12 protein-coding genes are annotated in these 16,208 nt (G+C 41.2%); 9 read left to right on the top strand and 3 right to left on the bottom strand.

Annotated elements, in window-relative coordinates; genetic code table 11:
• The first annotated feature begins 1,222 nt into the window (after positions 1–1,222).
• The 9 genes from ABHC48_RS16525 to ABHC48_RS16485 all read left to right on the top strand — a co-directional run bounded on the left by ABHC48_RS16525 (position 1,223) and on the right by ABHC48_RS16485 (position 12,040).
• Positions 1,223–1,990 carry an AAA family ATPase gene (locus ABHC48_RS16525; protein ID WP_148463060.1) on the top strand — a complete coding sequence of 256 codons (768 nt, stop codon included), beginning with the start codon at positions 1,223–1,225 and terminating at the stop codon, positions 1,988–1,990.
• On the top strand, positions 1,990–2,991 hold the full coding sequence (locus ABHC48_RS16520; RefSeq protein WP_187565402.1) for a ParB/RepB/Spo0J family partition protein: 1,002 nt from the start codon (positions 1,990–1,992) through the stop codon (positions 2,989–2,991). The genes ABHC48_RS16525 and ABHC48_RS16520 overlap by 1 nt, the downstream gene beginning before the upstream one ends.
• 9 nt (positions 2,992–3,000) lie before the next feature.
• Positions 3,001–3,525, top strand: coding sequence for a DUF4446 family protein (locus ABHC48_RS16515; RefSeq protein WP_118580781.1), 525 nt, complete (start codon positions 3,001–3,003; stop codon positions 3,523–3,525).
• Between the two features lie 243 nt (positions 3,526–3,768).
• Positions 3,769–5,061 (top strand): serine--tRNA ligase, encoded by a 1,293-nt coding sequence (gene serS / locus ABHC48_RS16510; RefSeq protein ID WP_148463062.1) that lies wholly within the window; start codon positions 3,769–3,771, stop codon positions 5,059–5,061.
• 160 nt (positions 5,062–5,221) lie between these two features.
• A complete protein-coding gene (locus ABHC48_RS16505) occupies positions 5,222–6,094 on the top strand; it encodes a DUF3881 family protein (RefSeq protein WP_195478199.1) in 873 nt (290 codons plus the stop codon).
• A 281-nt stretch (positions 6,095–6,375) separates the two neighbouring features.
• Positions 6,376–7,563 (top strand): YgeY family selenium metabolism-linked hydrolase, encoded by a 1,188-nt coding sequence (locus ABHC48_RS16500; RefSeq protein ID WP_195700052.1) that lies wholly within the window; start codon positions 6,376–6,378, stop codon positions 7,561–7,563.
• A gap of 184 nt (positions 7,564–7,747) precedes the next feature.
• Positions 7,748–9,364 carry an FMN-binding protein gene (locus tag ABHC48_RS16495; protein WP_195700051.1) on the top strand — a complete coding sequence of 539 codons (1,617 nt, stop codon included), beginning with the start codon at positions 7,748–7,750 and terminating at the stop codon, positions 9,362–9,364.
• Positions 9,365–9,554: 190 nt separating this feature from the next.
• A complete protein-coding gene (locus ABHC48_RS16490) occupies positions 9,555–10,589 on the top strand; it encodes an ABC transporter substrate-binding protein (protein WP_195700050.1) in 1,035 nt (344 codons plus the stop codon).
• Positions 10,586–12,040 carry a GGDEF domain-containing protein gene (locus tag ABHC48_RS16485; RefSeq protein ID WP_195700049.1) on the top strand — a complete coding sequence of 485 codons (1,455 nt, stop codon included), beginning with the start codon at positions 10,586–10,588 and terminating at the stop codon, positions 12,038–12,040. The genes ABHC48_RS16490 and ABHC48_RS16485 overlap by 4 nt, the downstream gene beginning before the upstream one ends.
• A gap of 89 nt (positions 12,041–12,129) precedes the next feature.
• Here ABHC48_RS16485 and ABHC48_RS16480 read toward each other — a convergent pair whose 3' ends face one another.
• From ABHC48_RS16480 to ABHC48_RS16470, 3 genes are all read right to left on the bottom strand, one after another.
• Entirely contained in the window at positions 12,130–12,453 is a 324-nt protein-coding gene (locus ABHC48_RS16480; protein WP_243284569.1) for a DUF1254 domain-containing protein, read from the bottom strand.
• Positions 12,401–14,359: an alkyl sulfatase dimerization domain-containing protein gene (locus ABHC48_RS16475; protein ID WP_243284568.1), complete on the bottom strand. Its 1,959-nt coding sequence runs from the start codon at positions 14,357–14,359 to the stop codon at positions 12,401–12,403. The genes ABHC48_RS16480 and ABHC48_RS16475 overlap by 53 nt, the downstream gene beginning before the upstream one ends.
• Positions 14,360–14,564: 205 nt before the next feature.
• Positions 14,565–15,356: a LytTR family DNA-binding domain-containing protein gene (locus ABHC48_RS16470; RefSeq protein ID WP_195700048.1), complete on the bottom strand. Its 792-nt coding sequence runs from the start codon at positions 15,354–15,356 to the stop codon at positions 14,565–14,567.
• Between the last annotated feature and the right edge of the window lie 852 nt (positions 15,357–16,208).

The following is a 16,208-nucleotide window of genomic DNA, read 5'->3' as shown; positions in this document are numbered from 1 at the left end:
AACATGCTTCACGAAAAAAGACATATTATTTGCTTTTGATAACCTGTTTAGATATGGTTGATATTTCGCGGTTTTATTGGCTTTACCAAATCTATAACTTATTTAATGTGTTGGTCGTTATCCCGGACGCGATTTCACAATGTATATTCACCGCCGCGCGTCGCAACGTTCCGGCAAGCTAATGACTAACTGCGACTAAGACGCTCAGGAGAGCCTTCGCGCCTAAGTCTCCGTAAGTCATGGATCTCACCTCCACTAAAACCGCTCCTGAAATGCGCGGCTTGCGAATATACATTGCAAAATTGCTTGATGCTGGAAAGGGAAGAAAGAAACAGTAACGATAACAACGGGAGTGGGGGAAGTAATTGGTATCCCGCAACTTTATTGTTTTTTGCAAATCTATCGTTGCCAAGAAAGTGTAGGGAAAACAATCACTCCCCCTCCCCTCTTCATTAAAAGTTCTTATCAACCAGCAAGTCTCAGCCAGTACACAGCATTTGGGCAATGTGTATTACTCCAGCGAGCCATTTCAGGCGCGCTCTTAGCGTAAGCGAAATTCAGCGCTTACGTAGACTTATGCGTGAGGGTTCTCCCGAACGCATTAGTCGCAGTTAGCGATTAGTTTGCTGGAGCGTTGCGCCGGCGAGTGAGTAATACACATTGTCCAAATGCGTCCGCATTGAAGAACTTTTAATCAACTAAATAGCAATAGAAAATAATAATAATTTTTTATATGTTGACTTCCAACAAATACATTCCAAAAAATGTTTAAAATCCCACAGTTAGGGTTATAATTAATAAGAAGATAAAAATAGACAATATTTTTATGAAAAGAAATGCCATTTTCTATGTTTCACGTGAAACATTATGTGGCGAGATAAATTTAAAAGTGTTATAATAGCAATAGTTATATGATAAGATTGCAGAACCTGTAGGATGGTGGTGTAATCTATAAACTTTGGTTATTGTGTGCAATTAAAATTTGCAAAATGTTTCACGTGAAACATTTTTATGTAATAAGAAATTCTGTTAAAATTTTCTATTGCATAAAAAGCCCTACCAGGTAGGATTACACTGTGGCAGAAAGTTAGATGGCGCTCGAGGTGCCCCGCCGTAGGTGGAGAATCCTGCAAGCAGGCTTCTTTTTACAATTAAACATGTTGCTTTTTATAAAAATGTTGTGTGAACAGTAACCTAAATAATATGAAAGGGAGGGTTGATATTGGGCAGAACGATTGCGGTTGCTAATCAGAAAGGCGGCGTTGGCAAATCTACCACAGCCATTAATCTTTCTGCATGCCTGGCAGAACAGGGAAAAAAGGTTCTGACAATTGACATGGATCCTCAGGGAAACACTACCAGTGGATTAGGTGTTGATAAAAATGAAGTAGAAGATACCTTGTATGAACTTCTGGTAGGACAGTCCGATGTTGAGAAGACGATTGTCAAAGATGTAGTAGAAAATGTAGATTTGATACCATCAAATGTAAATCTGTCTGGCGCAGAGATTGAGCTTGTTGGTATTGATAATAAAGAATACATATTGAAAGAGATTACTGACAAAATAAAGAATAATTATGATTATATCATTATTGATTGTCCACCATCTCTGAATATGCTTACTATTAATGCACTTACTGCTGCGACATCTGTTTTGGTTCCGATTCAGTGTGAGTACTATGCATTGGAAGGACTATCACAGCTGATACATACTATTGATCTGGTAAAGGATAGGCTGAATAATGATCTTGAGATTGAGGGCGTTGTGTTTACTATGTATGATGCCCGTACAAATTTATCGCTACAGGTAGTAGAGAATGTTAAGGAAAATCTTCAGCAGAATATTTACAAGACTATTATTCCGAGAAATGTCAGACTGGCAGAAGCTCCAAGTTACGGACAGCCGATTACTCTTTATGATCCGAGATCCACAGGAGCAGAAGCTTATCGCCTTCTTGCGGAAGAAGTGATAAACAGGGAGGTTGAGTAATGGCAGTTAAAAAGAAAGGTCTTGGAAGAGGTCTGGATGCTCTTTTCCCGGAGAAGTCAGTGAAGCCAGCTGAAAAAAAACAGGAGCAAAAGCCAGTTGCCACAAATGAAAGCTTACATCAGCAGGAAGAAGGTTCTTTGAATGCTTCAGCAGTGAAGAGTGCTGCAGAAACAAAAGATACAGCACAAGCTGCAGTAGTTGAAGAACCGAAGAAATCTGAAATGCTTGTGAAGATTTCAAAGGTAGAGCCAAACAGAACTCAGCCACGCAAGCAGTTTGATGAGGATGCTTTATTGGAATTATCTGAATCAATTAAGCAGTTTGGCATCTTGCAGCCACTTCTGGTTTCGAATAAAGGCGATTACTATGAAATTATTGCGGGCGAGAGAAGATGGAGGGCAGCTAAACTTGCCGGGGTGAAAGAAGTTCCGGTAATCATTAAGGAATTTAATGATCAGCAGGTAGTTGAGATTTCCCTGATTGAAAATATTCAGCGGGAAGACTTAAATCCAATAGAGGAAGCGATGGCCTATAAGCGTCTGATCGACGAATTTAAGCTGAAACAGGATAATATTGCAGAACGCGTTTCTAAGAGCAGAACTGCAGTGACTAATTCCCTTCGCCTTTTGAAATTGGATGAAAGAGTTCAGCAGATGCTGATTGATGAGATGATTTCAGCTGGGCATGCTCGTGCAATTCTTGCGATTACAGACAAAGATAAGCAGGCAAGTGTGGCAATGAAGATTTTTGATGAGAAATTAAGTGTTCGAGAGACTGAAAAACTGGTAAAACATATTGTGGAGCCACCGAAGAAAACTCAGAAGACGGTAAATACAGCTGAAGATGCGATTTACGAGAGTCTCGAGGAGAAAATGAAGGGCATTATGGGAACCCGGGTTTTTATCCACAGAAAGAAAAATAATAAAGGTAAAATTGAAATTGAATATTATTCCAGAGATGAACTGGAAAGAATCATTGAGTTGTTTGAATCAATAAGATAAGGAGAGTGCATGAGCAGTATTTTTGACAGCCTGGGAATTGACCCGGGTATCATTATTATTTTACTGCTGATTCTGACCATCGTTCTGGCGGTGAATGTATTCAGCAGCAAAATGAGGCTTAGCCGTTTGGAACGTAAATACAAAATGTTCATGAAAGGCAGTGACGCACAATCTCTTGAGAAAGTTTTTGTACGAAAATTCGCTCAGATTGACCGCCTTTATGAAGCCAAAGAGGATCATGAGCACGACATCAGCTTTATCAAACATCATTTGGAATCTATGTTCAGCAAATATGGCGTTGAAAAGTATGATGCGTTCGATGATGTAGGCGGAAAACTTAGTTTTGCACTGGCTTTGTTGGATCAGGATAATTCCGGAGTAATTTTGAATGCAGTACACAGCAGAGACAATTGCTTCCTTTATCTGAAAGAAATTGTAAAGGGAGAGTCCTATGTAATGTTGAGCCAGGAAGAACTTGAAGCCCTTAGAAAAGCTGTAAATTTTGGCTTGGAAAATATTGAAAAAGATGAGTAAATTGGTTGCTGCGAACAGTTGGTAAAAAATGAGTATAAGTCATAAAAAAACAGCGAAAAATGACAAAATTGTTATTAAAAATAAATAGTAATGACAATATTGTTATAAAACGAAAAACAAAACAGATACTTGCCATAAAAAGAGATATGAAAAAATAAAACAGATACTTGCTGCAAAAAGAGATATGGAAAAATAAAACAGATATTTGCTATGAAAAATAAAGTATCAGTACAGGAGGAAGACATGTTAGACATCAAATTTGTGAGAGAGAACCCGGAAATCGTAAAGCAGAACATCCGCAATAAATTCCAGGACAGCAAACTGGAGCTGGTTGACAAGGTTCTGGAGTTGGATAAGGAAAACCGCGAGATCAAACAGGAAGTAGAAGCTCTTCGTGCAGAGAGAAATAAAATTTCCAAACAGATTGGTGCTCTTATGGGCCAGGGAAAGAAGGATGAAGCAGAGGAAGTTAAGAAACAGGTTGCAGCTTCCGGTGAGCGTATTGAGGAACTTTCCAAGAGAGAGAAAGAAGTTGAGGAAGAGCTTCTGAAGGATATGATGGTAATCCCGAATATCATTGACCCATCTGTACCGATTGGTAAAGATGACAGCGAGAACGTTGAGATTGAGAAATTTGGTGAGCCTGTTGTTCCGGATTTCGAAGTTCCGTATCATACAGAAATCATGGAAGCTTTTGACGGAATCGACCTTGATAGCGCAAGACGTGTTGCTGGTAATGGTTTCTATTATCTGATGGGGGATATCGCAAGACTTCATTCTGCAGTTATTGCATATGCACGTGATTTCATGATTAACAGAGGATTCACATACTGTGTACCGCCGTTCATGATCAGAAGTAACGTTGTTACAGGTGTTATGAGCTTCGCTGAGATGGATGCCATGATGTACAAGATCGAAGGTGAGGATCTGTACCTGATCGGAACCAGTGAGCATTCTATGATTGGTAAATTTATTGACCAGATCATTCCGGAAGAAGAGCTTCCAAAAACTCTTACAAGTTATTCTCCATGCTTCCGTAAAGAGAAAGGTGCTCATGGACTTGAAGAGAGAGGCGTTTACCGTATCCACCAGTTTGAGAAGCAGGAGATGATCGTAGTTTGCAATCCAGAGGACAGCAAGATGTGGTTTGACAAACTGTGGCAGAACACTGTTGATCTGTTTCGTTCCCTGGATATTCCGGTTCGTACACTGGAATGCTGCTCTGGTGACCTGGCAGACCTGAAAGTGAAATCCCTGGATGTTGAAGCATGGTCTCCAAGACAGAAGAAATACTTTGAGGTAGGAAGCTGCTCCAACCTTGGTGATGCACAGGCACGTCGTCTGAAAATCCGTGTAAACGGAAAAGATGGCAAGAAATATCTTGCTCATACTCTTAATAACACAGTTGTTGCTCCGCCAAGAATGCTGATCGCGTTCCTTGAGAACAACCTGAATGCAGATGGAAGCGTAAATATTCCAGTTGCCCTTCAGCCATACATGGGTGGAATGACAAAAATCGAGAAAAAGTCCAAATAATTGGACTTAAAAATGAAATAGCATAAAAATACCAAAAATTGGACTTTGAGCTGAAAATAGTAATAGATCAAAAGTAAAATATCAGATGGTCCGGAGAATATCAGAATATCTGAAAAGTTGTTTGATTTGCAATAAGACTGCTTAACAGGGAGGTGATAATGTGCATAGTTATTTAAGAACTGTTGGCTTTTCAAAGGTAAAGTCACGTAAAGAAATGCAGGAAATCATTCAGGATGTGATAAATACTTACGATGAGAAAATTGCAGTGGAGAATCATCCGGATGGAATTTTTGTACAATATTCCAAGAATTATGGCTGTGACTGTGGAATAACAGTCTGTGGACAGTATGATGAAGACAATGAGTTTCACGTAGAATATTCATTTCCGTTCTTTCGCGGCACAGGAATCACCTCTCAGGAGAGTGTAGTCGTGGAGAGACACGCAGAAAAAGAGTCTTATGCAGGGGCGTGTGATGACATGCGCCTTGGCGTGACTTTGATCTTTTATCTTCAGAATCCTGCAGAATATATGCTGGAGAAGTATAAGGGGAATGTGCGTGAAGGACAGCCACTGACGATTACAGGACTGGCAAGAGAAGGGAAGATCCTTTTTCCGGTTCAGAAAGATAAAGAAGCTGTAAAAGTAGAGCGAGAGCTGACAAAAAACCGCAATAATCTGATCGCGGCTGCCAGAAATGGTGATGAAGAAGCCATGGAAGACCTTACAATGGAAGATATGGATATGTATTCCATGATTTCTGAGCGTATTGTTACAGATGATGTGTTGACAATTGTGGATACCTGTTTTATGCCTCATGGAATTGAATGTGACCAGTATAGTGTGATGGGCGAAATCGTGGATTTTGTGAATTTTAAGAACATTCTCACTGGTGAGAAACTGTGCCAGATGACTATCGAGTGCAATGATATCCAGTTCGATGTGTGTATAAACTGTGCGGATCTGCTAGGAGAACCGGCTGTGGGACGCAGATTTAAGGGGCTGATTTGGCTGCAGGGGCAGCTGCATTTTTAGACGAACCTTTAGATTCGTATTCATAGACTAATTTAATTTAAGTTATAAAACACAATCTCAAAGTTAATAAAAAAGCTCTTGACAACTTCGAAAAAAGCTCCTATAATGCAGAATCATCAAAAAGCAAACGAAACTACAAAGGCGTAGAACACTTCAATGTGTCTGCGCCTTTTTCAGACTTAAAAACAATTTTTTTACGAGGCGGAAATTAACTATGAAAAAATTGAAAACAATTTTAATGGGACTGAGAACTAATCTTGGTGCAACACAGGTATTTGTAGATGATAAGTGAAAAATGGGACGAAAAAGTAATTGAGCTGGCAAAAAGTCTGATAAACTGTCAGAGCTATTCAGGACACGAGGATAAAGCGGCGGAAGCTTTAAAGGCGTATATGAAAGAGACCGGTGTTTTCGATGAGATAGAAACTGACTGCTACGGAAATGTGATCGGTCATATTAAAGGAAAAAATCATGGTTCGAAAGTCCTGTTTGATGGACATATAGACACGGTTCCAGTTGGAAATTTAAAGGATTGGAAACATGATCCATTTCATGCAGTTGTTGAAGATGGAAAGCTTTATGGCAGAGGAGCTGCTGATATGAAAGGTGCGGTAGCCGCATTTACAGTTGCTGCGCATAGATATGCGGTGGAAAATGGGAAAAATTTTGCCGGAGATGTATATGTGGCCGGTGTTGTGCATGAAGAATGCTTCGAAGGTGTTGCTGCGCGAAAAATAAGTGAGAAAGTGAAACCGGATTATGTGGTAATTGGTGAAGCTTCTGAAATGAATTTAAAAGTAGGACAGCGTGGCCGTGCGGAAATTGTGGTTGAGACCTTTGGCGTTCCGGCACATTCAGCAAACCCGGAAAAGGGCGTAAATGCAGTATATAAAATGTGTGAGGCCATTCAGGCTATCCGCGAGATCGAGCCGCCTGTCCAGGATAAACTGGGAAAAGGAATCCTGGAGCTGACAGACGTAAAATCTTCCCCATATCCAGGAGCCTCCGTTGTTCCGGAATACTGCCGTGCAACCTATGACCGCAGACTTCTGGTAGGTGAAACCAAGGAAAGCGTGCTTCAGCCAATCATTGAAAAAATGGAAGAGCTGAAGAAAAAGGATCCGCAGTTTTCCTATAAGGTTTCTTATGCAGTGGGAAAAGAGGAATGCTACACCGGAGAAAAAATCCAGGGAGAACGTTTTTTCCCAGGCTGGCTGTTTGGCGCAGAAGAGGAGTGGGTGGCAAAAATAAAATCCGAACTGGAAAAAGAGGGTTTTTCTCCAGAGGTAACTACCTACAATTTCTGTACAAATGGAAGTCATTATGCAGGAGAAGCTGGCATCCGTACTATTGGAATGGGACCTGCAAGGGAAAATCTGGCGCATACCATTGATGAATATGCGGAGGTGGAAGATCTGACAAATGTGTCGGTGTGCTATGCGGGGATTATGAAGGCGTTGTTGGGATGATGTATAGCTTTCGGTAAAGTGAAGAAATAATGTGAAAATGATAGAAAAGGCATTCTTTTTTGAGTATACTATTACTTGGAAAGGAGTGCTTTTTTATGATTATTGATAGACTTTCGGTGTTTGTGAAATGGAAATTTTGGAAGCAGTTGAAAAAAGATAACCCACAAAAAGAAGCAGCTAAAAAATGAAAAATAGAAAGAACAACTGGATAAAAATAGTTATCCAACTACTGTCGTTTATCTTAATCCCAGAACTGTTCGTAACAGGATTTACAGCTATTGGAGATATCTTTTCCCAGATCTATGCTGGAAGTATTTCCTGGGAGAGTGTCGGGTATTCGGTGTATGTACTAATCGCGACAGTGCCAGGAAGTGTACTGGTGGGGAGATTTTTTTGCGGATTTTTCTGCAGCTTTGGAGCTGTGCAGGATTTCTTGTGGTTTGCAGCGCGGAAGCTGGGAAAAGGCAGCTGGAGGCGGAACAGAAATCCAGAAATATACAAGAAAGCTGACAGAGTTCTGAAACTGGCAAAATATGGAGTACTTGTTTATTTTGTAATATTTATATGGAGTGGTGTTTTGACCTGGAAAAAGCAAGGTCCGTGGGAAATATTTGGCCAGTATATTGTGCCTGGACATTGGCCGGGAGTGAAGCCTTTGTGCTCGGTGGGGGGAATTTTACTCTTGGTGATTTTGACAGGATCAGTGTTGGTAAAGAGATTCTTTTGCAGATATTTCTGTCCAATGGGAGCGGTGTATGCACTGATTTCCAGAGGTGCATTTTTGAAAATCGAAAAGCTCGGACGAGAATGCAGTGCCTGTTCTTTGTGTACTGCGAAATGCAGCATGGGAATTGATTTTACGAAAAAGGAACAAGTTACAGGTGGAGAGTGCATTGCGTGCCAGCAGTGCATTAGCTGGTGCCCGAAAGGAAATGTGCATTTTGGAATTAAATATGGAATGGTGATCGGAGTATTGCTCACGTGTGTGATGATTGGGGCTTCCCAGCTCCTTACGGCGAGAAGCTATACGAAGGATAGAAATATAGCAGGCGGTGTTGTTGAAGGTTTCAGATATAAAGACGGTACTTATACTGGAACAGGTGAGGGCTATCGTGGAGCGATACGTGTCACTGTAAGTGTGGCGGACGGAAAAATAACCAGTCTTACACTGGATAGTTATGAGGATGACAAGTCTTATATGGAAAAAGCGAAAGCTGAAATCTTTTCTGCAATAATCGGACAGCAGAATACGAATGCAGATACCGTATCCGGTGCTACATATAGTAGTAAGGGGCTGATTCAGGCTGTACAGAATGCTTTGAAGGAGGCAGGAACTTCAGAGACTGCGGAGAATGGTTCTGATGATAAAGCTGCGGACAAGGCTGAATTTATTTCTGCAGGCCGCTTCCGGAACCTTGTCGATGGCGTATATACAGGATCTGCCGATGCTTTTCGTGGTGATGTAGAAGTTCAGGTTACTGTGGAAAATCAGCAGGTAACGGATATTTCCATCTTCTCATACTGTGACACAGAAGAATATTTTTTTAAAGCTGCGCCAGTTGTAATTGAAGAGATGAAAGAGGAACAAAGTCTGAACATTGATGCTGTCAGCGGAGCCACATACAGCAGCAACGGAATTATTCATGCTGTGGCAAATGCATTGGAGATTCCCGAAGATCAATATGCCGAACGTCCTGGCCGGAATCTGGCTGCCAAGAAGAAAAGCCATGGACATATTGTAAAACATGTAATAGAAAACCAGGAAGAGTATGAAAAGAAGGTTAAGGAGTATGAAAAATAGATAACAGAAATCAGAAACGGAGGATGCAGACTGGGAATCGTGAAGAATAGACATTGATAGCCCTTATACATCAGGCATATAATATATCAGATATACACAAAAAATATATGCAAAAATGTAAAATATCTGGTAACTATTCAATATCTGCGCTGCAAGCGTTACAATTTGGAGTATAAGTACTGGGGAAAAAATGAGACGAACGAAAGCATATCGGTTGATTTTTGTGGGAGTGGCATCTGTTCTGCTGGGAGGCTGCTCGGGGAGTTCGAAGGCAAACATGGAGGAGGCAGCAGAGCAGCCCGCTGTGGTGGACTATACCTGTATTTCTAATCCGGAAAGCGATAAGCAAATATATGTTATTCTGAAAAATTATCATGGTGCTTACTGGGAGAAGGTAATAGATGGTATAACAGAAGCTGCAAAAAAACTGGATGAAGCGGTTTATCTTGGCGGAATTGATAACGAAACTGACATTTCCGGTCAGATTGACCTGATGAACCAGGCTATGGAGCAAGGCGCTGACGGAATCCTGCTGGCTCCGGCAGATTCCAATTCACTGGCAGACAGCTGTCAGAAGGTACGGGAAAAGGATATTCCGGTAGTACTTATTGATTCTTCTATTAACAGCAGCGAATTTGATGCCTGTTACATGACAGATAATATAGATGCCGGAGAAATGGCAGCGAAAGAAATGCTGGAGCTGCTGTATGATGCAGGGAATTCACCCACAGACCCACTGGAAGTGGGAATCCAGTTGTCATCGGATAGTTCACAGGCAATGGTAAATCGTGTTTCCGGATTCCTGAATTTCTGGGCGGGCAATGCACCGGAGCAGTGGGAAATCGTTCAGGATATAAGAGTTAATGGCGGTGATACGAAAAAGGCACAATCGGATGCTTCTGCATTATTGAGAGAAAATGCAGATATAAAGGGCTTTTTCGGCTGTAATAACACATCTACTGTCGGCATCGTAAATACTCTTTTTGAAGAAGAAAGAACAGATGTAGTGCTGGTGGGTTTTGACCTGGCGGACGAAACGAAACAGATGCTTCAGAATCCGGAGTATCATGGAGTGACTGTGCTGCAGAAACAGGATCAGATGGGATATCTGGGAATGCTTTCCCTGAATTCTCTTATAAAGGGAGAAAAATCAGAGCAGAAGTATTTTGATACCGGAGTCATTATGGTTGATTCTGATTACCTTATGGAGAATGCTGTCTCATGAAAGATCGAAGAAAAAATAAAAGAAAAAGAAAAGTCCTGCTGACTTTGTATCTGGCAGTCTGCCTCGTCATTATCGTGGCGGCATACTTTCACCTGAGCAGAATTGCGCGGAATTTCAATACAGAGCATCTGGAGCTGATCACAGGCCTGTACGCGGAAAAGATGAATGATTCTATGGAATATCTTCAGAACTATGTACAGGAAGATATAAAGATGATCCGGTCTATGGAAAATGCCCAACCGGAGGAAATCCTGGAACAGCTGGAGAAAAATCTTGACAAGACTGTTTTCGGTGATATTGGTTTTATTATGAATGATGGCGAAATTTATGGCAGCAGCAGCTGCGCTGTTTCCGATATCAAAAAGAAGAAGCTGGATGAGGCGGCGCTGGCTTCGGATACGTCTTTTAACTCGGATCCTTACCAGTCCAGCAGAACTGGAAATATGACCATGACCGTTTTTGTGCCAGTAGGGGATACTTCACTGGTTCATACACTTTATGTGTCGATTATGATTGAAAATCTCAGACAGTTGGGTGAGTATGAGCTGCTTCAGGGCAAGATCAGTATTCACCTGTTAAAGGCCGATTCAGAAAATTTTATTACCTGTGTCAGTGACAATTCCGGCCCGTCTGGCAGTTGGAACAATCTTTTACTTCAGCAGAAGTATTTCCAGTATGATGCAGGTTATTCCTACAACCAGTGGATAAAGGACATGCGTTCCGGAAAGAAGGATGGGAGATTTTCCGCTATTATCAGAGGAGAGGAATCTACAATTTCCTATAGGAGTATTTCTGTTATGCCAGGCTGGTATGTGATCGTTGAATTGACAAATAAGAATATTTCTGATATTACTCAGCAGTTTTCCGCCTGGGGCGGAGTATATGGAAGTATTCTGGTAGGCTTCACGATGCTGTACATGCTGACCCTTGTGCTGTTGGAGAAAAAAGATAAGAAAATGTACATGGGATTGTCTACTACAGATCCTCTTACCGGAATTCTGAACCGTAGAGCTTTTCAGATTGCCGTGGAAGAAGAATTGCGTAAAAAAACGCCAGGCATCTTCATCTTTATTGATGTAGATAATTTTAAAATTTATAATGATACTTACGGTCATAACAATGGAGACTTCTGCCTGAAGCATTTTGCGAAAACTATGAAAAGCTGTTTCCCGGAGGATAGCATAATCGGCCGGTATGGCGGTGATGAATTTGTGGTTTACCTGAAGAATCTTACAGGGGAAATGGCGCGGACTTATATGGAAACGTTTCAGAGGATGATTTCCCAGCTTACACTGCCTACAGGAGAGGTTGTAGAGCTTTCAGCCAGCGCAGGCGGAGCTGCATTCCCGGAGCAGGGAGAAGACGTTATGTCTCTTTGTAAAAGCGCAGATATGGCTTTGTATAAGGTGAAACAGAATGGGAAAGCTGATTTTAAAATGAAAGGAATGTAAATGAAAGGATCCCGGCAAGGTCGAGGCTTGTTAGCCTTCTACCTTGCGAGGGATCCTTTTTTACTTGATAAATGTATCCTGTGGAAATATTAATTCACGTTTGCCGGATTAAGAACTGCGGCAGTGTTTGTCCAGGCATCCAGTACCTGAACCTTACAAAAACGATCTGTTTCCGGAAGCTCATAGATCATTGGTTCTTCGCGCAGATCATACCAGACCTGTGAAAAGATCGTATCCACATTAGGAGTTACCACATTCCTGAATTGCGCATCTGCCAGTGCAACACCATGTATAAACTGATTTACAGGTGCTTTTCCAGTAATAGCTTCCTCTGTGTTCGTTGCCGAGGTCTCAGTCGCTTTATGGCTCGATAATATTAAAATATTTATACTCTGAGGTAACCGTAACTGCATCCATCAATCGTGTCAGGCAGGTCTCATCACCCTCCTGCTGGATCAAAGCTGCAATATTTTCCGTGTTTTTCTGAATAATAGACAGCAGTCCGGCACGTTTGGTAGTCCATGTCACATCCGCATCCGCATCCTGTGTATCTTTCTGATAAAGAAGTACACCATTTTTCACGCGGAGTACATAATTACCTTCCGGCAATATAAGATTTGCTGTAAAGGTCAGATCCGGAACCTTCGTTGTATCTACAAGAATTCCCAGATAATCCAAAATCATTTCAGGTGTCATATGTAAAATAACATCACCGTTACCATTGCCTCGCGTTGCATCATCGGTATTTGTACCATTTCGCAGCTCCTGTGCCGCACAAAGGTAAGCACTGCGCCATGGACCGGATTCTGCCTGATACCCCAATTGCTCTAATGCATCTGCACAAAGATAACGTGCATCCATATTTTCCGGATCAGCAAAAACCAGCGTATTGGTGATCTGGGCAACCCACTGATATTCTCCCTTTGCAAAATCTTCTTTTGCTTTTTCAAGAACCGCATCTGTGTCACCGAAATATTCTACCAGCTTTTGTGCATAATCCGATGGTGTAAGTTCGGCAAGATGAACAGGATTACCGTCATACCACCCCATATATTTCTCATATACTGCCTTCGAATTATGAGAAACTGTGCCATAATACTGACGGGTATACCAGACTTTCTCCAACTCCTTGGGAAGCTGAATCATATTAGCAATCTCTGTTTCCGTATAACCTTCATTAATGTAAAGCAATGTCTGGTCGTTAATAAACTTATATACAGCTGCAGTATTGGTCATATATTCTTGAATAATATCATTTCCCCAATGTGGCCAGTTATGAGACTGGAATACTACATCTGCCTGATCACCGTAAAGTACCAGAGATTCCATAATGTACTCTGCCCATGCGTTTCCGTCACGTACCTGGGCTCCGCGGAGTGTATACAGGTTGTGGAGTGTTCCTGTACAGTTTTCAGCCATCCACAAAGCATTTTTCGATCCAATCCAGAAGTTCATCTCCGCCGGTGCTTCGGTACCCGGAGTAAGCTGAAATTCAATTTCCACTCCATCAATAGTATGCTTCTCACCGGTTTCTGTGATTTCAAGTGTAGGAGAAATATAACTTGTACTGCCCCTGGACTGCCCCATGCCAATACCAATGGCAAGAGCTCCTGTTTCACTGGCCTCAAGCATGGTTCCATACTGATAGCTTGCTCTGCGTCCCATGGCAGTACCTGCATAAATATTCTCGCTGACAGCATGCTTCTCAAAGCCCTCCGGTGCAATTACCTGCACATCACCGGATTGTACATCTTCTTCTGAAATAATTCCCCTGACTCCACCGAAATGATCAACATGGGAATGGCTGTAAATCACTGCCTTTACAGGAAAAGTGCCCAGATTCTCTTCTACCAGGGAAAAAGCCGCTGCCGCACATTCCATGCTCATCAGTGGATCTACTACAATCCATCCCGTATCACCTTTTATGAAGGTGATATTTGACATATCATAGCCACGCACCTGATAGATTCCATCGGTTACTTCAAAAAGACCATAAATATGATTCAGCTGTGTATCTCTCCAAAGACTTGGATTCGCTGTATCCGGAGCATCCTGATCCAGAAAAGCATACGCTGTCTGACTCCATACAAGCTTCCCGTTCTCATCATAAATATCCAGAGTATCCGGAGACGCAATCAGACCTTTTGTAGCATTTTCAAACTCCTCAGTATCCTCGAAATCCAACAATGCATAAACTTCCTGATTTGCATCAATGGTATACTGGGTGGCTGGTTTGCTTTCCGCTGTTAATTCTGATGCGGCAATCGCGCTGGAACTACCGCAGACAGTCATAGTAAGTGCTAATGCAGCGGTAGTCAAAGTAACTGCTTTTTTCTTTTCATGATATGTTTCCCCCCTTGTTCTGCAAAAAATTCAGATATTTTCTGCTGTGAATCTTAATTGATTGCAAAAAATAATATCTAATAAAAATATAGCATGAATATATCAGGGGAACAATCGAATTATAGCGAAATAACATTTCTATTGCGGTAAATCAACATGATAAGCGGTAAAACGACATTTGTTATTTGGAGGAATTATTTTTCATGGAAACTTCAACCAATCTGACCAGATGATTTTCTTCACTTATAGATTTCATTTTGTCTGCATTAAACAAAATGCATCCGCAGTGTCCTGGAAATGTAGGAAAACATATAATTTTCAGATTCGTATCTATTTCAGGACTATAGTCCATGATTTCCAGTGTTTCACCATACAAGGTGGCACGTTCATAAACATGAAGCCATTTTGCGTCCATATTGGAAAAAAGACTGGAAAAAGAACTTCCGATCATCTTGTCTAAGGGCTGCTTTTCCAGGGCAGCCAGCGCTTCGTTCCCATAGCGGAAGATCCAGTCCACTGCCTTTTTTTCTTCATTGAATACCATTTCTATATCTGTGAATGCAAAAGGGAGAGCATCACATATTTTATAATATTTACGATACTCTTCTGCTGTCAGCGGCAGCTTTTTTTTACTGATTTTTGCAATTATAAGCTCCTGATTTTTCTGCAGTTCTTCTCTGAGCACCCTTTTTTTGCGTTTTGTATAGCAAATCTTCTCACCATTAGACAGCAAAATCCTGTCTCCAATATCACTGATTGCAGACACAGCTACCATACAGCCGCGTTTTACCTCCATAAATTCTTCATTCAACTGTTTCTTTAATTCTTTCAGTGTCATTCGGCAACAATAAACGTTTTCATCAAACATGTGAATCCTGCAATAATCATCGGACATGATCACATAGAGAATATCTGAACATCGGATCGCAATCTTCGTGCGATTGAAGGTTACTGTAATAAATTCCTGCTGCATGGCTGAGGTCTCCTTCTGGTAATTAAAAATCTATTTGAAAAATATAACTTTTACTATTCTAGCACTGTGCCAAAGCTCTTACAAGTATACAGATGCCAACCGTATAGTGCATCAATTTATGTTTCAAAAGTGGTAACTGCTTCGTGATGCACATCTTGTAAAAAGCTTTTTGCAACATGCCCTGGCGAACAGTAACCATTGTAAGGAAGGCACAGAAGAAAAGTCTTGTAATTTGTGTGTAATTATAGTACAATTGAAGCTACAGATTTGTCCTGTCAGTTTAATGGATAGAACAAGTGCCTCCTAAGAGAAAGCCGAGGCATTCCCCAAAGGGAAAAAATGAAAAACAACTTTCAGTTCGAATCTATTCTGAAAAATGCCAAAGGTGACAACAAAGCATTCCCCAATTTGGGGAACGTTCTAATGTTACCAAAGTAAAAAAACTGTAGATTGACAACTCGAAAAAGAGTTGATAATCTTATATATGGCCGAATTGGAAAATCCCAGAAACCCAGTAAAATCAAGGGTTTGCGGCATGTGTCGTCATAGCTCAGCTGGATAGAGCACTCGCCTCCTAAGAGAAAGCCGAGGCATTCCCCAAAGGGAAAAAATGAAAAACAACTTTCAGTTCGAATCTATTCTGAAAAATGCTAATGGTGACAACAAAGCATTCCCCAAATTGGGGAACGTTCTAATGTTACCAAATCAAAAAAATCTGTAGATTGACAACTCGAAAAAGAGTTGATAATCTTATATATGGCCGAAGGGAAAAATCCTAGAAACCCAGTAAAATCAAGGGTTTGCGGCATGTGTCGTCATAGCTCAGCTGGATAGAGCACTCGCCTCCTAAGA

Source organism: Ruminococcus sp. 1001136sp1, from assembly GCF_039841815.1.
Classification (GTDB): domain Bacteria; phylum Bacillota; class Clostridia; order Lachnospirales; family Lachnospiraceae; genus Blautia_A; species Blautia_A faecis.
Note: the sequence above shows the minus strand (reverse complement) of the source record. Positions and strands in the feature narration are given on the sequence as shown.